This window comes from Nostoc edaphicum CCNP1411 (assembly GCF_014023275.1).
Taxonomy (GTDB): Bacteria; Cyanobacteriota; Cyanobacteriia; order Cyanobacteriales; family Nostocaceae; genus Nostoc; species Nostoc edaphicum_A.
Map to the genome: position 1 here is coordinate 3,100,096 of NZ_CP054698.1, position 20,651 is coordinate 3,120,746.

Sequence of the window (20,651 nt, forward strand, 5' to 3'; positions counted from 1 at the left end):
ATTGGTAACGTGCTAAACTGCTGGGCGCATTGGCAATGAAATTTTTGGCATGGAATTTGAGTGGAACCCAGATAAAGCTGTTATCAACCTGAAAAAGCATGATGTCTCTTTCCCAGAAGCCACGACCGTATTTGAGGACTCCTTATCTGTGACATTTCCTGACCCTGATCATTCGATTGGGGAAAACCGCTACATTATTATTGGAATGTCTGGGTCAGGTAACTTATTGGTTGTCTCCCACACTGACCGAGAAAATTGCACTCGAATCATCAGTGCTAGAAAAGCCACCCGCCAAGAAAGGAGGTTTTATGAAGAAGGAAATTGACGAGCTAGAAGACGAACTACGTCCTGAATACGACTTCTCGAAGATGGCAAAAGGTGTAAAAGGTAAGTATGTTGAGCGATACCGAGCCGGGACAAATTTAGTCCTTCTAGAGCCTGATGTTGCCCAAGCTTTTCCGACGGATGCATCCGTGAATGAGGCATTGCGATTATTAATCCAAATTGCTCAACGCCAGCAGCTTAACAACCCAATAATTCGTAATTCGTAATTCGTAATTCGTAGACATTGCATTTCACTTGTGTGATGTGTCTGTAGATCCTCAAGCAAAACTCCCGCTATTTCCGGTAAAATCAAGTTCTGAGGACTGTGGATTTGGGAGAAATTAGGGGTGCCTACACTTGGTGTTAACATTGACCACATCGCCACTATCCGGCAAGCACGGCGGACGGTGGAACCAGATCCCGTGGCAGCTGCGGTGCTGGCAGAATTAGCGGGTGCTGATGGGATTACGGTGCATCTGCGCGAAGATCGGCGGCATATCCAAGATAGGGATGTGCGTATATTGCGGCAAACAGTGCGATCGCATCTTAATTTAGAAATGGCCGCTACAGATGAAATGCTAGCGATCGCTCTCGATATCAAACCAGATTACGTGACTTTAGTCCCCGAAAAGCGCGAAGAAGTCACAACAGAAGGCGGACTAGATATTACCCTCCAAATTGCTAGAATAGGTGAGATAGTCGATAAATTGCAAAGCGCTAGCATTCCAGTTAGTTTATTTATCGATGCTGAACCAGCACAAATAGAAGCATCTATCAAGGTGCAAGCGCAGTTTATTGAATTGCACACCGGACAATACGCTGAGGCTAAGGACGAAGCAAATCGCCATCGAGAATTAGCCATATTAGCTAAAGGGTGTGAACAAGCGCTTCAAGCTGGATTGCGAGTCAACGCTGGGCATGGACTCACTTACTGGAACGTCTATCCGGTAGCTGCGCTTCCCGGCATGGAAGAACTGAACATTGGTCATACCATCATCAGTCGGGCAGCATTAGTAGGTATAGAAAGGGCAGTCCGCGAGATGAAACAAGCTATAAAAGGGAATAGGGAATAGGGAATGGGGCATTGGGCATTGGGCATTGGAAAAAGACAAGGAAGAGGGGGAGACAAGGAAGAAACTTGTTCAATAATTCTCCCTTATCCCCCTCATCTCCCCCTGCTTCCCCTGCTCCCCCTGCCTCCAGTCCCCAATCCCTAATCCCCAATCCCCACAGAGGGTTGTCACTGCGAAATCTAGAAATTGGGATCAAATCTTCAGCAAAAACTTCTATGAGCGCAACAGAATCTAACAACCTACCACTTTGGGTACAGGATAGAGATAAGGTGATAGCAGAAAGCACTGATGTCGAGTGGCGCTATCAGACACCGCCTGATTATTCCCGCTCAAAAGAGAATCTCGCTAAAGAAAGTATCTACAATCACCTTGAAGGTACACTGGAAGCGATCGTACAAAACTTGGTGCGAACCTTCGAGATGGAGGTGTCCTTCAAAGCTAACCCACAAGAGTGGTTGTCTATTGTTAATGAACAGTTTCGTGTGAGTACCAATGGTGGAGTCGAGTACACCGCAGCAGATTTATCAGCCCAAGGTACTTACAATCTATTTATGACTGATTCAGAGCATTACAAAGCTTCAGAAGAAAGCTTTGAATCATCCGCAAAACTCTTCCACACAACATTTCCCCAAGGATTTCCTTGGGAAGTATTGGAAGTTTACTCAGGGCCACCAAATGTCACATTCAAATGGCGGCATTGGGGACATTTTAAAGGAGAATACAAAGACTATGCACCTACTGGAGAGACAGTAGAAATTATCGGCATGAGCATTGCAAAAGTTACCGATGACTTGAAGGTTGTTTTCTTAGAACACTACTTTGACAATAATCTGTTCTTGGAAAAGTTAACATCTGGTGGCAAACAGACAAATGCTGACAACGAGAAAAGTGCTTGTCCGTTCAGTTCTTGGTTCAAGAAATCCAACAAAAGTTAGTTTGTAAGGGTACAGTGCAGCACTGTACCCTTAAATTATTCACATAGCAACCAAAGGATGAAAATGCAAACATACCATTACGTTTTGGCCAGTCAACGTTTTCTTCTCGAAGAAGAACCGATACACGAAGTTATCAAAGAACGCACTCGTCACTATCACGAACAAGAAAAACAAATAGATTTTTGGTTAGTTGAGCAACCAGCTTTCTTGGAAACACCGCAGTTTGCAGAGCTAAAGGCGAAGTGTCCCCAACCAGCAGTAGCAATTATTTCTACAAATGCCCAATTTATTACTTGGTTAAAACTGCGTTTAGAGTACGTCATCACTGGTGAATTCCAGGCTCCTTCTGAAGCAATACCCGATGCATTGGCATCGCTTGCCACCGTATCTTAGAAATTGGGAATTGGGCATGGGGCATTGGGCATGGGGCATGGTAGACAAGGAAGAGACTTATTCAATATTCCCCCTCATTCCCCTCATCTCCCCAGTCCCCAGTCCCAATTTTATTTGTGAGTAACAAAATATATTTTTTGACACTCTTTTTATCTACATACTGAAGTAGCTGGGTTTTCAGCTTTTTTCTTATAAAATCTTCTAAGACACCTTGATTTACATAATCTAACTTTTGTGCATAGATTTCAGACTTTACCAAGTGTTTTAGGACTAGCGATATCTACGGCGAGCTTCGCTTACGCAGGGCTGATTGGTGGGATGAGTTCTGTCTTTGCCCAACAAGCAATTCCCCTCTGTCAACCACCAAATGCGGGTGAGTATCTTTTATTAGTAGTAAGTCCCACAGCAAATAATCAAAAGCAGTTGCGTAGTGCCTTACCACCTGAACTTAAGACCATCACCTGTCAATATCTCAACGAAACTGTGACGCGAGTAGGGGGCTTTAACAAAATTGATGATGCTAATCGTTGGGCGAGATATGTCAGCAATATTGTTGGCTTGTCTGCCATAATTACCACTCGACCAACAGCGGCAGATGTCCAGCCACAATCACAACCACAGCCACAGCGACAACCACAGCAACAGCTACAGTCACCTCAGCAGACAGTCAGCTATAATCCTCAAGCATTAGGAGAGGGTTATGCAGTGCTGGTAGATTATTACAATCGTCCAGAACTAGTAAATAGTGTGCAGCAAGCGGTAGGAGGTAACGTAGGTTTTGTTTCTTATGGACAACGCCCCTACTTACTAGCAGTTTATACCACTAACCAAAGTGAAGCATACAACACATTACAAAAGCTGAACAATGGCGGTTTCGTTGCCAGCATCGTAGATAGTCGTAAGGTGATTCTGCTGCGCTCAACTGTGCGATTGTAGTCTATTAGTCATTAGTCATTAGTCATTAGTCATTAGTCATTGGTTAATAGACTGTAGACTATTGACTAATAAGCAGACCTAGCTAACCAATAGATGGTTATACCCAAAGCCGACCCAGCGATTACCTGAACTGGTGTGTGTCCGAGTAATTCCTTGAGACGGTCTTGGCTAAAGTCTGGTTTTTCATGAAATAATTCATCAATCATTTGATTGAGAATACGAGCTTGCTTACCGGCTGCTTGGCGTACTCCGGCTGCATCATACATGACGATAATGGCAAAAACGATCGCAACGGCAAAATCAGGAGATGCCCAACCTAGTGTTTGCCCTACACCAGCAGCTAAAGCTGTAACTAAAGCTGAATGGGCACTGGGCATACCTCCTGTTGTTACCAAAACACGTATATTAAGTTTGCGATGTTTGATGATCTCGACTACGAGCTTTAATGCTTGAGCAATTAAACAAGCTACCAGAGCAACCAGCAGCACCCGGTTGTCTAAAATGTTGCCTATGTCCTGCATGGTATTTTGGTTAGGTTAGTAAATATTAGCAGCAGTTGTCGGTTGAGGAAACATTTAGATTCAACCCAAAATCCAAAATTAACCTAAGTACATTACGACGGAAACAGACCAATTATTCAAAATCACCAAAAAGCTTAGATGATAAGCTTTTTGAATTTTGAATGAGTAAAGTTTGAATTCCGCAGGGCGGTGTAGTAAAGCATGGACTCAATATAACCACCCATTGCAAATCAATGAAACGCTTGCGGTATGGAAATTACGAATTACGAATTACCAAAAGCGTTACTAGTTATTGCGGCTGACAATAAAATGAGCGATCGCTTGGAGTGATTTGGCTCTCTCCCCAAATGGTTCTAATTCCGCACAAGCTGCTTTAACTAGCTCTTGGGCAATTGATCGCGATTCATCAAGTCCCCAAAGGCTGGGATAGGTCACTTTCTTGGCTTTTTGGTCTTTGCCAGCAGTTTTACCTAATTCCTCTTGGGTAGAAGTGATATCCAGAATATCATCTATGATTTGGAATGCTAGCCCAATATTTTGAGCATAACGGGTCAATCGCTGCACATCTTCAGGTGATGCCCCAGTAATGATCCCGCCACAAACTACAGAAGCTTCCAAAAGGGCAGCCGTTTTGTGTTGATGAATGAAATTTAGCGTTTCTAAGGAAATATCTGATTTCCCCTCTGACTCTAAATCGACAACTTGACCGCCGACCAAACCAGCCGCTCCCAGCGCCCGACCAAGACGGACAACTACCTGTAAGACTAGCTCTCTGGGAACACTTTGGGGGGTTTGAAGGGCAACAAACTCAAAAGCGAGAGCCAACAAGCCATCCCCAGCTAAAATCGCCACATCTTCGCCATAGACTTTATGATTCGTCAGCTTCCCACGACGATAATCGTCATTATCCATCGCTGGGAGGTCGTCATGAATCAACGACATTGTGTGGATCATCTCCACTGCACAAGCCGTTGGCATAGCCATCTCAATACTTCCACCCATCATTTCACAGGTAGCAAGGCAAAGAATGGGACGTACACGCTTGCCTCCAGCTAATAACGAGTAGCGCATCGCCTCATAAATCTTTTCTGGATAAATGATGGGGATAGCCTGATCCAAAGCATTATCACAAAGCTTTTGCCGCTCTTTTAGATAAGCTGCTAAGTTAAACGTGGCTTCCTCTGGTGGTGTCTTTTGAACGTTATCAGTTGCTACCATTCTTTCATTCCTGACACTTTGGGATTTTGTCTTATACGTCACAATTTTAAGGTGCTGTGGGGCTGAAAAAAATGAAGAGTTAGGAGTTAGGAGTTAGGAATTAAGAGTTAGCAGTTAGAAATTAATAACTCTTAACTTTTAACTCATCACTCTTTTTCTTTTCTTGCCGCTCTGGAATAGCTGTCCAATGTATTTTGCAACAATATGGCGACAGTCATAGGGCCAACACCACCAGGAACGGGGGTGATAAATCCTGCTACACCAGCGGTTGATTCAAAGTGGACATCGCCAATGAGGCGACTTTTGCCACTAGCATCGGTGACGCGGTTCATTCCCACATCTACCACAACAGCGCCTGGTTTCACCATATCAGCAGAGATCAGTCCGGGACGACCTACTGCTGCAATTAGAATATCAGCATTTTGGGTGATGCTTTTGAGGTCATGCGATCGCGAGTGAGCGATGGTAACTGTGGCATCAGCTTCTAGTAGCATCAACGCCATAGGTTTACCCACCAAAATACTGCGTCCCACAACTACTGCATTTTTTCCCTGCAAAGGAATTTCATATTCTTGTAAAAGGCGCATCACACCAGCCGGGGTGCAGCTGCGTAAACCAGTTTCTCCCCGTACTAGTCGCCCCAAGTTCACTGGGTGCAGTCCGTCAGCATCTTTATCGGGATCGATTTGATGCAGCAGAGCCACAGCATCCAAGTGGTCAGGTAAAGGCAACTGTACAAGAATGCCATCCACCCGTTCATCGTGGTTGAGGGCGGCAATTACCTCTTCTAACTCCTCCAAAGTAGTTTGGGCAGGAAAATGTTTGCCAAAAGAAGCGATACCAACTTTAGCGCAGGCTTTTTCTTTATTGCGTACATAGGCGGCTGACGCTGGGTTATCACCAACCATCAACACTGCTAAACCAGGGGGTCGTCCAATTTTTGGTTGTAATTGTGTAATGGCAACAGAAAGTTCTTGCTGAATTTTTGCAGCTAAAGCTTTACCATCAAGGAGTTTGGCAGTTTTTGTTTCCATGAAAATTCCCAGCTATGTTCGCTTTTTGTCCAAAGTCAAAAGTGAAAGTATTGATTATTGAATCTTGACTTTCGACTATTATTGTGTTGCTGTTTGATGTCGTAGAGTTTCTCTCACAGTAAATTCATAATATTTATTTTCTCAGATCAACGACATCATCTGAAGAATAAAGAATTGGGGAGCACAAAATGGAGAGATTAGAGGGACATGGGGGACAAGGAGGAATTATTGAATAAGTATCTTTTGTTCTTTGTCTTTGCCCTCTTCCTTGTCTGCCTTGTCTCTTTTCTATGTCTAATGCCCAAAATAAATAAATCGGTAGCTTTCATGCAACAAACAAGAAATTTGTCCCTTTCGTTCTTGTATCGTCGGCACAGTATTGTTCCTTACCGACTGGGGTTGACTTTTTTCCTAGCAGCGGGGCTTTGTAGTTGTGGTAACTTGACATCGTCTGGCTTGAGTGGGAATGGCTTAAAAATTGGGACAAATGTCACCCCAATTGGAGAAATTAAACCAAAACAAGACAATCAGGCTATAGTTTACATCCAAGGTCAGGTAGAAAAGCAAGCTCCCATGATGAAACAGTGGGCTTATAAAATTAATGACTCAACTGGCAAAATTTGGGTTGTCACCAATCAAAAGAACCTGGGTGAGGGCGCACAAGTGGTGATTAAGGGTACAGTTCGCTACCGGAGTATTCCCTTAGCTGGCAAAGAATTGGGGGAAGTTTATTTAGAAGAAGAGTAACTCAGTAATTAAAAATGAACTTATGAACAATCAACAGGTGCATGTAGCGATCGCAATTCTCTACCAGAAAAACAAGTTTCTCATGCAACTGCGCGACAACATCCCCGGTATTCTCTACCCTGGTTATTGGGCACTGTTTGGCGGTCACATCGAACCTGGTGAAACGCCAGATGTAGCAGTAAAGCGAGAAATTTTAGAAGAAATCGGCTATATATTACCACCATTCGTTGAATTTGGTTGTTATTCCAACGAAAGAGTTGTTCGTCATGTCTTTCATGCACCACTCTTAGTGGAATTAAATCAACTAGTTCTGAATGAGGGCTGGGATATGGGGTTATTTACGCCAGAAGATATTCGCCAAGGTAACTGTTATTCACAAAATGCTGGCGAAGTCCGACCTTTAGGGGACATGCATCAAAAAATTATGTTGGATTTTATTGAGAAAAATCCAACATAATTTGGGCATGGGGCATGGAGAAGAGACAAGGTAGAGACTTATTCAATAATTCTCCCTTGTCCCCCTTGCCCACTGCTTCCCCCATTCCCCACTCCCAAAAAGCCAAAATAAAGTTAGAACTCTTATAGGATCATCACTAAATGCAATCAACAAACAAACTGCCGCGATGGTTAACTATAGGATTGGCATTTCCCGTTGCCATTCTCAACGGCTGGCTATTAATCCAGGTTGTACAGTATTTTCAACCCTTGGTTAGCATTATTGCCGCCGCCATCCTACTGGCTTTTGTACTGAATTATCCAATCCAGTTTCTTCAGGAACAAGGGGTGAAACGCAACTTAGCTATCGGGGGAGTGTTGCTTTTGACTCTGGTGATTTTAGTAGCTCTAGGCATCACCTTGGTTCCCCTAATTATTCAACAACTCGTGGAACTGGCTAATATTTTGCCCAGTTGGATTGATTCTGGTACTCAACAGCTGCAAACTTTTCAAGATTGGGCGTTAAGTCAACAGCAACTTCCTATTAATTTGAGTGGTTTATTTACCCAAGTTCTAGAACGATTATCTAACCAACTTCAGTCCTTCACTGGTAGAATTCTTGGTTTTGCCGTCGATACCATTGGTATTGTCCTCAACGTGCTACTAGCGGTAGTGCTGACTATCTACCTAACATTGAATGGTGAGCGTCTTTGGGACGGAATTTTTCAGTGGTTTCCCCATAACATTGGGTTAAGAGTGCGGGAATTACTGCGAGAGGATTTCCATAATTACTTCATCGGTCAAGCAACATTGGGAGCTGTATTAGGGGTGACAATTACACTGGTATTTTTGGCGTTGCAAGTTCCCTTAGCTCTACTTTTTGGCATTGGTATTGGCTTGTTTTCACTCTTCCCCTTTGGTACTGGAGTCGGTATCGCCATCGTAAGTTTGTTGGTAGCCCTGCAAAATTTTTGGTTAGGAGTAGAAGTCTTAGGTATAGCTGTTGCCATTGACCAAGTTAATTCTAATATTATTGCACCTCGAATTCTCAGCAATTTGACTGGTTTAAATCCTGTGTGGGTGGTGATTTCTTTATTGCTGGGGGCAAAGTTGGGAGGAGTGCTGGGTTTGTTAATTGCAATCCCTATTGCCAGTTTTATCAAGGATACAACAGATAGCTGGCGGGCTGGAGAGTTTAATAAGATAGATGATATAGAGTCAGAACCTATTGCGGTAATAAGTGATAGAGCAGGGACTTATAGTTAAAATCCAATCATTCAGATTAACTTAAAAACTGGTGATCTTGCCCATAAATAAAATGCAAAATCATAATTTATGATGCTAACAAACAAGAAGCTATTACTTTGTGCATCAAAAATTTTCTAGCAAGCAAAATAATCGTAAAAAACTTGAGTGTAAGTATAGTCTGCACTTCTCTACGAGATACTACGCAAATGACAAAGCTCTGTTACCACAGCAGTCATCGCCATTTACATATAAGAGGAAATCTAGTAGCACATTAATCAACGATCAACTCCTACAAAAGCATCATAAAATTCCTTATCCTTCAGGTGAGAATGGAATACAACACTTGCAGAAAATGACTGCGAAGCACTACGCTGGGAAACCAAAGCAGTCAGTATTTTGAAAAAATGAAAAGTTGTTTAAAGCTTACCTTTGACAATGGGCAAACAGCATTAGCTACTCAAGTTGAGCAGCAAGCAGAATTGGCAAATGCTCTTGTGGAAATAGGGCTTGGTGGTTCGCGTCCTGTTTTAGTAGTAGTAGGCGGTGCAAGTAACATCAGTGAAGCTGACTTTCTCCGCATTCAAAGGTTGTTTGTGGAAGTTTTAGCCCCCATCGCCGAAACTTTGGGGGCTTACGTTGTGGATGGGGGTACGGATGTAGGAATCATGCGAATGATGGGTAAGGCTCGTATTCAGATAGGTGCTAAGTTTGCCTTGGTTGGTGTGACACCCGAAAGCAAAGTGGCTTTACCTAATCATTCAGAAACGGCTGCTGATTTGACACCCTTAGAGCCAAACCACACTCATTTTGTGCTAGTTCCTGGGAAGAATTGGGGCGACGAGTCTCCTTGGATATCTCACGTTGCAACTGTGCTAGCCAATGGTGCACCTTCGGTAACAGTACTGCTGAACGGTGGTGAAATTACCTTTAAGGATGCGCTTTCTAGTGTTAATACTGGCAGGTTAGTTATTGTGATTGCTGGTAGTGGTAGAACCGCAGATATACTTGCAGATGCCTTGCGTGGAAAGGCTACTGATGAACGAGCTAAAAAGCTGGCTAAATCTGGTACATTACAATACATCGACTTAAGCGACATAGAGAAGGGAGTTGAGAATTTAGGCAAAGTAATTAAGGGGTTACTTTCTAATGAGGAGTAAATAATGGGAAAAAAAGATAGTTATCAGGAATTTTTAAAGGAAGATTTTAACAAGTTATTTGCAGGGATGAACTTAGGCGATGTGCAAAAACATTTTTTGCGATCGCGCTGGTTAGACCAAGTACTCTGGATGGAAGCTAAGGCGAATTCATCGCGCGATCGCCATTATTATTTGCGGATCACAACTATTATCGGTGGTGTAATTCTCCCAGCATTGGTAAGTCTAAACATTAACACCACTCCTAAAAGGGATATCATTATCTGGTCAACTTTTGGTTTGAGCCAAATAGTTGCTATTAGTGCTGCCATTGAAGAGTTTTTTCACTATGGAGAACGCTGGCGACACTATCGCCGTACAGTCGAATCTTTGAAAACCCAAGGGTGGCAATTCTCGCAGTTGACAGGCCCTTATTGTAATTATACAAGCCACGAACAAGCTTTTAATCTGTTCGCAGGTCATGTAGAAGATATTATTCAGCGAGATGTGGAAATATATGCCACTCAAGTTGTACAAGAAAATAAAGAAAAAAAACAGAATCAGGAAGGCCATATCACTCTGCAAAATACAAAGATAATCAATTTGGAAGAGAAGAAAGAGGAAGAATAAAATATTATTCAGAATTTGTGAATACTTTACATTCATACTGAATTCTGACTCCTGAATTCTGAATTCTTCTTAATCAAATCGATTAAATAAACTCTCCCCCGTTAGATAAAAACATGAGGAGAGTTAGAACTAAAGTCCGGTAGGGTAATCGGGCTACTTAAGTTTTTATTATTTATCGACTTTATATTATTCCTCCTTAAGACAGATAAACATTTCATTTGAATTCTATGTTGGTAGCTTTTGAAAAAAATCCCCATTGCTAGATAGAAATGGGGAAATATGAGTTAAAGTTCGTCAGGTGATCGGAATATCTGTTTATTTTGTCTTGATACTATCTTTCTCAATTCCTCCGTTAGGTAGAGAAATATTTCATGAATATGTTCAGGTATGTGTTTATTAGCACTGTCAGGTGAATTTGAAGAAAAATCCAGAATTTATAAGTATGTAAGAGCAAATAATTAGAAGATAGTGTAGAGGAGGAGCCAGTGCCTTACTCAGTTTACCAGAATTGAGATGGTAGCTATTTACGCGCTACTGCACTAGCTGTGTACCCCTACAAGTTGCTGTATTTCACGCAATTGAAAACTGCTATAACTTAATCCTCTAAAATCTGGATTTCATCGAGTTGATTAATTACCACATCCGCACCTCGGACATTATCTGACTTACCTACCCAAGTGATACCAATACAACCTGCGGCTTTAGCATTACGTGCCATTTGCATATCACCAACTGAATCACCCACCATTAATGTAGCGCCTGGTTCGACTCCCAAAGCTTGGCAAGCTTGCAAAAATAGTATTGGATCTGGTTTACTCGGCCCCTCATCTACTCCCATTTCCAACTCGATATAATCACTTAACTGGTGATTAACAACAAAATTACGTACTTCTTCAGTTGTCGCGGCTGAAAGGATACCAAGTTTTAGTCCACCTTCTTGCAGGTATTTCAAAATTTCTAAGCTACCTACAAACAGTGGTGAAGGAGTTTGTCCAATGTATTTCTCCGCTTCATCTAAAGCTTGACGGGCTATTTTTAAGCACTCAAACCATCCTCTTCCAGTTTCAGCAATATATGCCGCAGCCGCAACTTCTGTTTCGCGGCGACTCGCTACTGATATTAAACCTGCGGGGTCTAGAAAACTACCATTGATGCCAAATGCCATTAATAGGGGTTCCCCGGTTCCAGGGATTTGAGCGTCTATTAATCTTGCTGCCTTTTGTGCAAGCGATCGCAAATACGTTTCTGAATCTTCTAGAGTACCGTTTTTGTCAAACAAAATTGCCTGGATATTATCAAAAGTGATATTTCTACATTTAATGCTTGCCACAATATTCCACCCCAGTTATTTAGTTAGGAGTTAGGAGTTTTTATTAACTCATAACTCCTAGCAATTTTCCACATAAAAAAAGAGGGAAAAACCCTCTTTATACAATAATTTAATACTCTTACTTAAAAAGAAGTAAAACTATAAATGTATTATTCTTCAATAGCTGCTGGAATTTCTTCTTCAGTTTCCGTTGCTGCTGGAATCTCTTCTTCAATTTCCGCAACTACTGGAATTACTTCCTCAATTTCTGCTGCTGGTGGAATTTCTTCTTCTAGTTCCGCTGCTGGTGGAATTTCTTCTTCAAGTTCCGCCGCTGGTGGAATATCTTCCTCTGCTACAACTTCGGCAGGTGCAGCAGGCGCAGCAGTAGCACCTTGTTGCTTGGCTAACAGCTGTTCACGATACTTAGCAGCCATTTCTTCCGCCTTATCGTAGACCAAATCCCGGTTTTTAATCATGTCACCGGGTTCGGGTTCTAGCTGCTTGGTAGATAGGGAAATCCGACCCCTTTCTGCATCCAAGTCAATGATCATAACTTTCACTTCATCATTGACATTGAACACGCTATGGGGTGTATCAATATGTTCGTGAGAAATCTCAGAAATGTGCAGTAGACCACTGACACCACCAATGTCGATGAAAGCACCATAGGGCTTGATACCACGAACAGTACCAATCACTACTTCGCCGACTTCTAGGCGGTTCATCTTGCGCTCAACCAGTGCCCGACGATGAGATAGAACTAAGCGGTTACGTTCTTCATCCACCTCTAAGAATTTCAATGGCAGTTCTTCGCCTACTAATTCTTCTTTAGGTTTGCGGGTACTAATGTGAGAACCTGGGATAAAGCCACGTAATCCCTCAATCCGTACCAATGCACCACCGCGATTGGTTGCAAACACGCCAGAACGGACAGTAGCATCTTCTGCTTGTAGCTGTCGCACGCGCTCCCAAGCCCGCATATATTCAATACGGCGAATGGAAAGGGTTAATTGACCATCTTCGTTTTCATCGGTAAGGATGAAAAATTCGCGCGTTTCGTTTGACTGTAATACTTCTTCCGGGCTATCCACCCGGTTAATAGACATTTCTTGTATAGGTATATATGCTGCGGTTTTAGCACCAATGTCAATCAGAGCGCCGCGCGGCTCTATACTGAAAACTGTTCCTGGGACAACATCACCAGGGCTAAAATGATAATCGTATTTGTCAAGTAGAGCAGCGAAATCTTCGTGAGTGAATCCAATTTCTGTAGCGGTTAAATTCTGATTGACCATGCTGATTTGTTCCTGGTTCTAGTCTCCGTAAAGGTTGTGCGACAAGCGTAATATGTTGTGCAAGCAGTTTTATGGCAGCCTACACAAAACATCCTTTTTCATCCTAGCGCAGAAAAGCTAGCATTAACACATATCTACTCCCAAGATTGGAAATTATATCACAATATAAAAATGATTGCTGATTTACTTAGTATTTAAAACTAACAAAGCACAAATACAATAATATCCGTTGCTACCAAGTATGGTAGCAACGGATATTAACGTTAAATCAGCTTAAAGCTCTGGAAATAGGCTCTACTTATCTTTTGGTTTCTCAAAGCGAGGGGGTTCGCGAAATGCGATCGCAAAAAACAGAGTACCTATACACAGAGTAAAAATCAAGATGTACGCAACGCTTTCCATATTATGATTTCCTGCCTATCGAGCCAGTAATTAAAGTTTTGAATGCTGAGTCATCTGAGTGCTGAATCAGAGCCTTAACTCGGAACTCAGCACTCATAACTCAGCACTGAAAATTAGAGGGCTTCCTTCCGGCGGGTTGACTTGTCACCCACTTTCTGGAACAGACCCCACTCAACTTGCTCTTCTAGATCCGCATCAACACCAGCAAATACGTCTCGGTAGATTGTCCGAGCGCCATGCCAGAGATGACCAAAGAAGAACAACAGAGCAAATACGGCGTGTCCAAAGGTAAACCAACCTCTAGGACTGGTGCGGAATACACCATCAGAGTTCAAGGTTTCTCGGTCAAATTCAAAGATTTCACCACCTTGAGCTTTACGGGCATACTTCTTCACATCAGCTGGTTCTGTAAAGGTCTTACCATTCAGATCGCCACCAAAGAAACTAACGGTGACACCAGATTGCTCGAAGCTATACTTAGATTCTGCCCGACGGAAGGGAATGTCAGCGCGGACAACTCCATCTGCATCAGTCAAAATCACTGGGAAGGTTTCAAAGAAGTTGGGGAGACGACGCACGGTCAATTCCCGTCCTTCAGAATCTTTGAAAACGGCGTGACCTTGCCAAGATTGGGCAATGCCATCACCCTTCACCATTGGCCCTGTACGGAATAGACCGCCTTTAGCGGGGCTATTACCGACGTAATCGTAGAAAGCCAATTTTTCAGGAATCTGCGACCAAGCTTGGTCAAGGGTTTCACCTTGAGCAACGCCTGTTTGGACGCGGCGCTGAATTTCTTGACGGAAGTAGCCTTGATCCCATTGATAGCGGGTAGGGCCAAATAATTCGATGGGTGTGGCGGCGTTACCGTACCACATAGTACCAGCAACAACGAAAGCAGCAAAGAAGACTGCTGCAATACTGCTAGAAAGTACTGTTTCAATGTTCCCCATCCGTAGGGCTTTGTAGAGCCGTTCGGGGGGTCTAACTGTGAGGTGGAATAAGCCTGCAATAATACCAACAACACCAGCGGCAATGTGGTGAGCCGCAATGCCACCAGGGTTATAGGGGTTAAAACCATCTGGCCCCCATTCTGGTGCTACTGCTTGCGCGGCGCCAGTTATACCATAAGCGTCAGAAACCCATATCCCCGGCCCAAATAGTCCGGTGACGTGAAAAGCACCAAAGCCAAAACAAAGTAGACCAGATAAGAACAGGTGAATGCCAAACATTTTTGGCAAGTCGAGAGCCGGTTCACCAGTGCGGGGATCTCTAAAGAGTTCCAAATCCCAGTAAACCCAGTGCCATACGGCAGCTAGGAATAAAAGACCGGAAAGGACAATGTGAGCCGCAGCAACGCCTTCAAATGACCAGAAGCCAGGATCAGTGGATGGGCCACCAGTAACGTTCCAACCACCCCAAGATTGGGTAACGCCCAAACGTGACATGAAGGGCAGAACGAACATCCCTTGACGCCACATCGGATTGAGAACTGGATCGCTAGGATCAAAAACAGCTAGTTCGTAGAGTGCCATCGAACCAGCCCAGCCTGCTACTAAGGCTGTGTGCATTAAGTGTACAGAAATCAGTCGCCCTGGATCATTCAGAACGACTGTATGTACTCGGTACCAGGGTAGTCCCATCGACTACGCTCCTCCTCGATGAGTTAGTTTACAAAGCAATTTTCTTACTGAGGTTATGAGAGACGAAAAACGCCACTCATAAAACTCTCTCTTGTTTTTTGTTATTGCCAGAGCCAGAGTACTACCACAGCTTAGTCTTAATAAGTCAGACAGCGTGGGTGCTTCGGCAATGCTTACTCGCTTCGGGAGGTTTACCTATGTTAGGGTAGCCATCGCCAAGCAAAAATGAGAATGTTTTAAAAAGTGTAACTATTGATGGAATTGTTTGCAAGCGTGTAAATTGATGCGATCGCGTAGCATCTCCAAGTTTTTTCGCTACCAATACCCGTCGGGGATTAAATTTTCTTATCTTTTCTTTACGATCAAGGGGGCATTGGGCATTGGGCATTGGGAATTGGGCATTGACCAGAAAAAGCTCCAGCAAGAGGGAGCAGGGAAAAAAATTCTTTCCCATGCCCCATGCCCCATATCTACTGAACCACCAACTGGATATTTTGCAGTTGACACTTCGTCTCAGCTGTACCCAGGCGTTCGATTACCTGTTCGGCGCTCATTAGACGCTTGAGTACTACTTGACCTATGGTCTTACTAGCAATTACTGGTGTTGTTGGCTTCACTTCCACGGTTAAAATGGCTTCTTCAACTCGATAAAGCCATAGCAATTCGTCTTGTTCGACTAAACAAATATTCATTCGCTGAATATCTGGTTGGCGTCGCCATGCGGTTATTTGCCAGAGTCCATCAGATGCCCAGACTCTAGCAACTGCCCATCCTTCAGATAGAAAGAAATATTTCACGGTTTTAGTCTCACTATTAGACTTTCAATCTGCTGTTAACGATATCGCGATCGCTTGATTTCGCTGATGTACAAACATGAGATTTTTGCCAATACAGCCGATCTTTGCGATAAACCACTCAACAGGTGTCTGTGCCCAAGCAGCAACAGGCAAAGTCTTAACGTACACTACTTGGACTCAGGTCAAAGTGTAGCAAAGCTATTCCCTAGTAACTATAGAATTTACGACAAATTTAGCCGATGTTTAAAATCTTAATTAAATAAAAATTTTTCAGTATTTAACAAATGTCAAACTCTGTATTTTTGTCAATGAAGAAGAATTCAGAAGTCAGAATTCAGGAGTCAGAATCAAGACGCTCCAGGATGAGCTAACGCTGCGCTATCCGCCACTTGGACAAAATTCATTCTGAATTCTGACTCCTGACTCCTGAATTCTATTTCGATGATTTTTTGTAACAAAATAGTGCGTAGGCGTAGCCCGTCGTAGATATGGCAAAGCAGTAATAAACTTACAAAAGTTTAATCTAGTACAGCACGGCGGAAATAAACTACTCATTCCCAATCAACAAAACCCTTACGCTGTCTTCATTTTTAATTTTTAATTTTTAATTCCGCCTTGCGGTACTAGATGCTTACGGATTCATTTTCATAGAGCAAATTCTTTCATCCCTAGTTGCAAGTTATTTTTATTCCTAAGTATATACTTAGCTGTAAATATTGCTGTAATTAATTGTAAAAATCCCACAAAATAGTCATAAATGTAGTAAGATTACTGACCGCTGATATCAAATATATTATTGCTATGACCTGGTTTTCCTTGTCCGTGAAACGGTGGGGTCGGATTACACAATTCCTATCTTTGTTCTGTCTATGTTTATTTTTGGTTGTTAGTTGCGCTCCTGGTCCTAATTCTTCTACGCCACCACCGGGTTCTGTAAATAGCCCTACAGGTGATGGTCGTATTACTATAGGTACAACAGCAAAGCCAAGAACCCTTGATCCGGCTGATACCTATGAGTTAGCATCCTTGGGTTTAGTGTTTAATATGAGCGATCGCCTCTACACTTACCAACCAGGAAGCACGGAAATTGAGCCACAACTCGCCACAGCATTACCCAAAGTTACTCAAGATGGCTTAACTTATACAATTCCCTTGCGTCAGGGAGTAGTTTTTCACGATGGGACTCCCTTCAACGCCCAAGCAATGGCGTTTACGCTCAACCGCTTTATTCAAAATAAAGGAAAACCCTCATTCTTATTAGGTGATATAGTAGATTCGGTAAATACCACAGGCGAGTATGAGTTAACCATCAAGCTGAAAAAGCCCTTTGCAGCGTTTCCTTCACTGTTGGCTTTTCCTGGGGTATGTGCGCTTTCACCAAAAGCTTACGAACTCGGTGCAGGTAAATTCAAGCCGAATACCTTTGTGGGGACTGGCCCTTACAAGTTAGCGCAGTATGGTACTGATTCCATCCGATTTGATGCCTTTGATAAGTATTGGGGAGAAAAACCAGCTAACAAGGGTGTTAACGTCCAAATTCAAACTAGTCCGGTTAATTTGTTTAATGCTTTTCGTACAGGCGCAGTCGATATAGCTTATCTGTCGCTACAGCCAGATCAAAATCGCAGTTTAGAAGAAGGAGCAAAAAAAGGGGATTGGCAAGCGATCGCAGCTCAAGGTAGTGTAGTAAGTTATCTGGTATTAAACCGGAATCAGCAGCCTTTAGATAAATTAGAGGTAAGACAAGCGATCGCATCAATAATTGACCGTCCACTTTTAAATCAGCGGGCGTTACTTGGTCAAGCAGATCCGCTTTATAGCATGATTCCTACAACGTTCAATGTTTCTCAGCCATTATTCAAAGATAAATATGGCGATGCTAACTTTGAACAAGCTAAAAAATTATTAACTACTGCTGGTTTCTCCAAAGAAAATCCCGCAAAAGTACAAATTTGGTATCCTTCTAGTTCGCCTACTCGTAGTTTGGCAGCACAGACACTCAAATCTCTTGTGGATACCAAAATGGATGGAATACTGCAATTTGAAGTTACCCAAGCAGAAGGGCCTGCCTTTTTTAAAGATATTTCCAAGGGATTATATCCAGCAGCTTTACTTGATTGGTATCCAGACTTTTTAGATCCAGATAATTACGTCCAGCCGTTTTTGTCTTGTGACAAAGGTTCAGTTGCTAAAGGATGCGAAGATGGAGGCAGTCAAACTCAAGGTTCGTTCTACTATAGCGAAGCTATAAATAAACTGATTGATCAGCAACGCAAAGAACAAAACCCTGAAGCGCGTCAGAAAATTTTTACCGAAATTCAAACCCAAGTAACAACTGATGTACCTTACGTTCCCTTATGGCAAAACAAAGACTATGTATTTGCCCGAAATGGTGTGAACAGCGTACAACTTAACCCTACCCAAATTTTGGTTTATCACACAATTAAGAAGTAGTCATTGGTCATTAGTCATTAGTCATAGCTGTTGACTTTTGACTTTTGACTCTTAAATAAAATCTTTCATGTTCAATATATTTGTAGTTAATAGCTAAGAGGTTGTTTGAAAAGTGTTTCGCTGTGACTTTAGGTACTTTTAGATCCCCCCTAACCCCCCTTAAAAAGGGGGGAACCGGAGTCAAAGTCCCCCTTTTTAAGGGGGATTTAGGGGGATCTAAAACTTTTGATACCGCCAATATGACTTTTCAAACATCCTCTAAGATATTTCCAAAAACTGCATTTATAATTTTAAACTTTTAATTGCTTATGTCTCGTTCTAAAGCTTTACAGTATTACATTGTTTCTCGCTTGCTTCTTGCGCCACTTCAGCTATTAACAATCATCACCATTGTATTTCTCTTACTAAGAGCAACACCAGGAGATCCAGCAGATGCAATTCTTGGTGGACGTGCGCCAGAAGCTGCTAAAGAGGAATTGCGAAAACAACTTGGTTTAAACCTTCCCCTGTGGCTACAGTACCTAAATTATTTGGGAAGCATACTGCGCTTTGACTTGGGAACCTCTTTAATGAGTCGCGGACAAAATGTTTGGGACATAATTGGGCAATATTTCCCGGCGACGGTGGAGTTAGCAGTATGTAGTATGGCGGTTGCACTCATCGTTGGAATTGCGGTTGGGACACTTTCCGCCTCTCGTCCTGGGACATATTTTGATGTCGGTGGGCGCTTATTTGGGATCATCACCTACGCACTTCCCATGTTTTGGGCGGGAATGCTTTTGCAGTTGATTTTCTCAGTCCAACTGGGTTGGTTTCCAAATTCCAACCGCTTTCCGCCCAATCTGCCGGCGCCGACTCCTGTCACTGGGTTGTATACAATTGATAGCTTACTCGGTGGAAACTTCATTCAGTTTTTCACATCTTTGCACCATCTGGCTCTACCGAGTCTCACACTAGGAATTTTGCTCAGTGGAATTTTTGAGCGAATTGTGCGAGTGAATTTGAAGCAAACCTTGCAAGCCGATTATGTAGAAGCCGCTAGAGCCAGAGGGATTGGTGAAAATAAGATTTTAGCCTCCCATGCTTTAAAAAATGCGCTAATTCCAGTGATTACAGTCTTGGGATTAACCTTTGCGTCTCTGTTGGGTGGGGCGATTTTGACAGAGGTAACATTTTCTTGGCCTGGGTTAGCAAATCGACTGTATCAAGCGATCGCCGATCGTGATTATCCCACAGTCCAGGGAGTGCTAGTCTTTTTTGGTGCGATCGTTGTCAGTGCCAGCATTTTAATTGATATTTTAAATGCTTATGTAGATCCGCGAATTCGATATTAGCCAAGAGTTATTCACTGTTTATAATTTTCTTGTGGGGTGGGACGAAAAGTCACTGGTGTCAACTTAACGCGAAACCGCACGTCCGCCAGGGATTGTAAATCCCTGTCTCATAGCTAAAGTCCTCTTCAGAGGACTTCATAGTGCAAAAATTTTCAGTCTACTTCAGTAGACTTGAGCAATTAGTCAGGGATTTACAATCCCTGGCGGGTGAACAACACCCAATCAGTACGCTATTTTTGGCTTAAGTTGACACCAGTGGACGAAAAGCCCACCCCTTTTTAGTATTTGATAGCTCACAAAACTATCATTTTGTCTGGGAACTATTATGGATTGGAGTTATATGACCCAGAGATACCTTTACAGCTAAGATTGGTATAGCTGTAGCTGCAATAAGAACAGCAGTAGCCAGGATAATTGCAACTGGTTTACCACCATATTGAACTAAGACTTTAAAAATATTTTCTGCTGTTTGACCTCCAGCTTGAACTAATTCTACTGTCTCTGATTTGTTTAAAGCAGCAGTAATGTTTTCAGCAATATCGAGAAGTTGTTCTGTATTGTTTGTCTGGCTGGGAATATCTAGAGATTTATCTCTTGGCTGTTGCTGCACGGGTAAATTTTCATTTTCAGCATAGTAAGTAGACATCGTTTTGCACTCCTCTCTTGTTGGGATGTCTCTATACTCGCCTGTAGTCCATAGTTATACGTAGGATGTAGGTAAATGTAGGATTAGGTCATAAATACAAAGAATGTCTACATAGACGTAGGATTACGTAGGTTTTGCTGT

General features: G+C 42.7%; 24 protein-coding genes. 13 read left to right on the forward strand and 11 right to left on the reverse strand.

Features of this window, described 5'->3' with window-relative positions:
- Positions 1–49 precede the first annotated feature (49 nt).
- The 6 genes from HUN01_RS15400 to HUN01_RS15425 all read left to right on the forward strand — a co-directional run bounded on the left by HUN01_RS15400 (position 50) and on the right by HUN01_RS15425 (position 3,661).
- Positions 50–325: a BrnT family toxin gene (locus tag HUN01_RS15400; RefSeq protein ID WP_181931998.1), complete on the forward strand. Its 276-nt coding sequence runs from the start codon at positions 50–52 to the stop codon at positions 323–325.
- Complete coding sequence (locus HUN01_RS15405; RefSeq protein WP_181931999.1) at positions 309–551, forward strand: hypothetical protein; 243 nt, start codon at positions 309–311, stop codon at positions 549–551. Before HUN01_RS15400 ends, HUN01_RS15405 begins: the two co-directional genes overlap by 17 nt.
- Positions 552–671: 120 nt before the next feature.
- Positions 672–1,397, forward strand: coding sequence for a pyridoxine 5'-phosphate synthase (locus HUN01_RS15410; protein WP_181932000.1), 726 nt, complete (start codon positions 672–674; stop codon positions 1,395–1,397).
- Between the two features lie 215 nt (positions 1,398–1,612).
- On the forward strand, positions 1,613–2,332 hold the full coding sequence (locus HUN01_RS15415; protein WP_181932001.1) for a nuclear transport factor 2 family protein: 720 nt from the start codon (positions 1,613–1,615) through the stop codon (positions 2,330–2,332).
- A 63-nt stretch (positions 2,333–2,395) separates the two neighbouring features.
- Positions 2,396–2,725: an MgPME-cyclase complex family protein gene (locus HUN01_RS15420; protein ID WP_181932002.1), complete on the forward strand. Its 330-nt coding sequence runs from the start codon at positions 2,396–2,398 to the stop codon at positions 2,723–2,725.
- Between the two features lie 234 nt (positions 2,726–2,959).
- Positions 2,960–3,661 (forward strand): hypothetical protein, encoded by a 702-nt coding sequence (locus HUN01_RS15425; protein WP_181932003.1) that lies wholly within the window; start codon positions 2,960–2,962, stop codon positions 3,659–3,661.
- Positions 3,662–3,726: 65 nt separating this feature from the next.
- On the opposite strand, the gene HUN01_RS15430 is transcribed toward HUN01_RS15425, so the two are convergent.
- The 3 genes from HUN01_RS15430 to folD all read right to left on the reverse strand — a co-directional run bounded on the left by HUN01_RS15430 (position 3,727) and on the right by folD (position 6,434).
- Positions 3,727–4,182 (reverse strand): divergent PAP2 family protein, encoded by a 456-nt coding sequence (locus HUN01_RS15430; RefSeq protein WP_181932004.1) that lies wholly within the window; start codon positions 4,180–4,182, stop codon positions 3,727–3,729.
- Between the two features lie 285 nt (positions 4,183–4,467).
- Positions 4,468–5,400: a geranylgeranyl diphosphate synthase CrtE gene (crtE, locus tag HUN01_RS15435; protein WP_181932005.1), complete on the reverse strand. Its 933-nt coding sequence runs from the start codon at positions 5,398–5,400 to the stop codon at positions 4,468–4,470.
- A gap of 146 nt (positions 5,401–5,546) precedes the next feature.
- A complete protein-coding gene (gene folD, locus HUN01_RS15440) occupies positions 5,547–6,434 on the reverse strand; it encodes a bifunctional methylenetetrahydrofolate dehydrogenase/methenyltetrahydrofolate cyclohydrolase FolD (RefSeq protein WP_181932006.1) in 888 nt (295 codons plus the stop codon).
- A gap of 327 nt (positions 6,435–6,761) precedes the next feature.
- On the opposite strand from folD, the gene HUN01_RS15445 reads away from it, so the two are divergent.
- From HUN01_RS15445 to HUN01_RS15465, 5 genes are all read left to right on the forward strand, one after another.
- A complete protein-coding gene (locus tag HUN01_RS15445; protein WP_238846275.1) occupies positions 6,762–7,181 on the forward strand; it encodes a hypothetical protein in 420 nt (139 codons plus the stop codon).
- 22 nt (positions 7,182–7,203) lie between these two features.
- Positions 7,204–7,638 (forward strand): NUDIX hydrolase, encoded by a 435-nt coding sequence (locus tag HUN01_RS15450; RefSeq protein WP_181932008.1) that lies wholly within the window; start codon positions 7,204–7,206, stop codon positions 7,636–7,638.
- Positions 7,639–7,838: 200 nt separating this feature from the next.
- On the forward strand, positions 7,839–8,882 hold the full coding sequence (locus HUN01_RS15455) for an AI-2E family transporter (RefSeq protein ID WP_420832812.1): 1,044 nt from the start codon (positions 7,839–7,841) through the stop codon (positions 8,880–8,882).
- Between the two features lie 386 nt (positions 8,883–9,268).
- Positions 9,269–10,021 carry a hypothetical protein gene (locus HUN01_RS15460; RefSeq protein WP_181932010.1) on the forward strand — a complete coding sequence of 251 codons (753 nt, stop codon included), beginning with the start codon at positions 9,269–9,271 and terminating at the stop codon, positions 10,019–10,021.
- A gap of 3 nt (positions 10,022–10,024) precedes the next feature.
- Positions 10,025–10,627, forward strand: coding sequence for a DUF4231 domain-containing protein (locus HUN01_RS15465; RefSeq protein WP_181932011.1), 603 nt, complete (start codon positions 10,025–10,027; stop codon positions 10,625–10,627).
- Between the two features lie 595 nt (positions 10,628–11,222).
- Here the strand turns inward: HUN01_RS15465 and HUN01_RS15470 are convergent.
- The 7 genes from HUN01_RS15470 to HUN01_RS15500 form a co-directional block, all read right to left on the reverse strand.
- Positions 11,223–11,957, reverse strand: a complete 735-nt coding sequence (locus tag HUN01_RS15470) for an HAD family hydrolase (RefSeq protein ID WP_181932012.1) — start codon at positions 11,955–11,957, stop codon at positions 11,223–11,225.
- Positions 11,958–12,106: 149 nt separating this feature from the next.
- Positions 12,107–13,234, reverse strand: coding sequence for a 30S ribosomal protein S1 (locus HUN01_RS15475; protein WP_181932013.1), 1,128 nt, complete (start codon positions 13,232–13,234; stop codon positions 12,107–12,109).
- A gap of 294 nt (positions 13,235–13,528) precedes the next feature.
- Positions 13,529–13,636, reverse strand: a complete 108-nt coding sequence (locus HUN01_RS15480; protein ID WP_084227385.1) for a photosystem II reaction center protein T — start codon at positions 13,634–13,636, stop codon at positions 13,529–13,531.
- Between the two features lie 113 nt (positions 13,637–13,749).
- Positions 13,750–15,279: a photosystem II chlorophyll-binding protein CP47 gene (gene psbB / locus HUN01_RS15485; RefSeq protein WP_181932014.1), complete on the reverse strand. Its 1,530-nt coding sequence runs from the start codon at positions 15,277–15,279 to the stop codon at positions 13,750–13,752.
- 145 nt (positions 15,280–15,424) lie between these two features.
- Entirely contained in the window at positions 15,425–15,733 is a 309-nt protein-coding gene (locus HUN01_RS15490) for a hypothetical protein (RefSeq protein ID WP_181932015.1), read from the reverse strand.
- A 16-nt stretch (positions 15,734–15,749) separates the two neighbouring features.
- Positions 15,750–16,076 (reverse strand): hypothetical protein, encoded by a 327-nt coding sequence (locus HUN01_RS15495; RefSeq protein WP_181932016.1) that lies wholly within the window; start codon positions 16,074–16,076, stop codon positions 15,750–15,752.
- 24 nt (positions 16,077–16,100) lie between these two features.
- The gene (locus tag HUN01_RS15500) at positions 16,101–16,244 is read right to left on the reverse strand and encodes a hypothetical protein (protein ID WP_181932017.1); all 144 of its coding nucleotides are present in this window, start codon (positions 16,242–16,244) and stop codon (positions 16,101–16,103) included.
- Between the two features lie 633 nt (positions 16,245–16,877).
- On the opposite strand from HUN01_RS15500, the gene HUN01_RS15505 reads away from it, so the two are divergent.
- Positions 16,878–18,530, forward strand: coding sequence for an ABC transporter substrate-binding protein (locus tag HUN01_RS15505; protein ID WP_181932018.1), 1,653 nt, complete (start codon positions 16,878–16,880; stop codon positions 18,528–18,530).
- Between the two features lie 308 nt (positions 18,531–18,838).
- A complete protein-coding gene (locus HUN01_RS15510) occupies positions 18,839–19,864 on the forward strand; it encodes an ABC transporter permease (protein WP_181932019.1) in 1,026 nt (341 codons plus the stop codon).
- 304 nt (positions 19,865–20,168) lie between these two features.
- Here HUN01_RS15510 and HUN01_RS15515 read toward each other — a convergent pair whose 3' ends face one another.
- Positions 20,169–20,510: a hypothetical protein gene (locus HUN01_RS15515; RefSeq protein ID WP_181932020.1), complete on the reverse strand. Its 342-nt coding sequence runs from the start codon at positions 20,508–20,510 to the stop codon at positions 20,169–20,171.
- Positions 20,511–20,651: the final 141 nt, after the last annotated feature.

Coding starts and splice junctions, on each gene's coding strand:
- HUN01_RS15400 (WP_181931998.1), top strand. CDS start 50: ATGGAATTTGAGTGGAACCCAGATAAAGCTGTTATCAACCTGAAAAAG.
- HUN01_RS15405 (WP_181931999.1), top strand. CDS start 309: ATGAAGAAGGAAATTGACGAGCTAGAAGACGAACTACGTCCTGAATAC.
- HUN01_RS15415 (WP_181932001.1), top strand. CDS start 1,613: ATGAGCGCAACAGAATCTAACAACCTACCACTTTGGGTACAGGATAGA.
- HUN01_RS15420 (WP_181932002.1), top strand. CDS start 2,396: ATGCAAACATACCATTACGTTTTGGCCAGTCAACGTTTTCTTCTCGAA.
- HUN01_RS15430 (WP_181932004.1), bottom strand. CDS start 4,182: ATGCAGGACATAGGCAACATTTTAGACAACCGGGTGCTGCTGGTTGCT.
- crtE (WP_181932005.1), bottom strand. CDS start 5,400: ATGGTAGCAACTGATAACGTTCAAAAGACACCACCAGAGGAAGCCACG.
- folD (WP_181932006.1), bottom strand. CDS start 6,434: ATGGAAACAAAAACTGCCAAACTCCTTGATGGTAAAGCTTTAGCTGCA.
- HUN01_RS15445 (WP_238846275.1), top strand. CDS start 6,762: ATGCAACAAACAAGAAATTTGTCCCTTTCGTTCTTGTATCGTCGGCAC.
- HUN01_RS15450 (WP_181932008.1), top strand. CDS start 7,204: ATGAACAATCAACAGGTGCATGTAGCGATCGCAATTCTCTACCAGAAA.
- HUN01_RS15460 (WP_181932010.1), top strand. CDS start 9,269: ATGAAAAGTTGTTTAAAGCTTACCTTTGACAATGGGCAAACAGCATTA.
- HUN01_RS15465 (WP_181932011.1), top strand. CDS start 10,025: ATGGGAAAAAAAGATAGTTATCAGGAATTTTTAAAGGAAGATTTTAAC.
- HUN01_RS15475 (WP_181932013.1), bottom strand. CDS start 13,234: ATGGTCAATCAGAATTTAACCGCTACAGAAATTGGATTCACTCACGAA.
- HUN01_RS15480 (WP_084227385.1), bottom strand. CDS start 13,636: ATGGAAAGCGTTGCGTACATCTTGATTTTTACTCTGTGTATAGGTACT.
- psbB (WP_181932014.1), bottom strand. CDS start 15,279: ATGGGACTACCCTGGTACCGAGTACATACAGTCGTTCTGAATGATCCA.
- HUN01_RS15490 (WP_181932015.1), bottom strand. CDS start 15,733: ATGGGAAAGAATTTTTTTCCCTGCTCCCTCTTGCTGGAGCTTTTTCTG.
- HUN01_RS15505 (WP_181932018.1), top strand. CDS start 16,878: ATGACCTGGTTTTCCTTGTCCGTGAAACGGTGGGGTCGGATTACACAA.
- HUN01_RS15510 (WP_181932019.1), top strand. CDS start 18,839: ATGTCTCGTTCTAAAGCTTTACAGTATTACATTGTTTCTCGCTTGCTT.
- HUN01_RS15515 (WP_181932020.1), bottom strand. CDS start 20,510: ATGTCTACTTACTATGCTGAAAATGAAAATTTACCCGTGCAGCAACAG.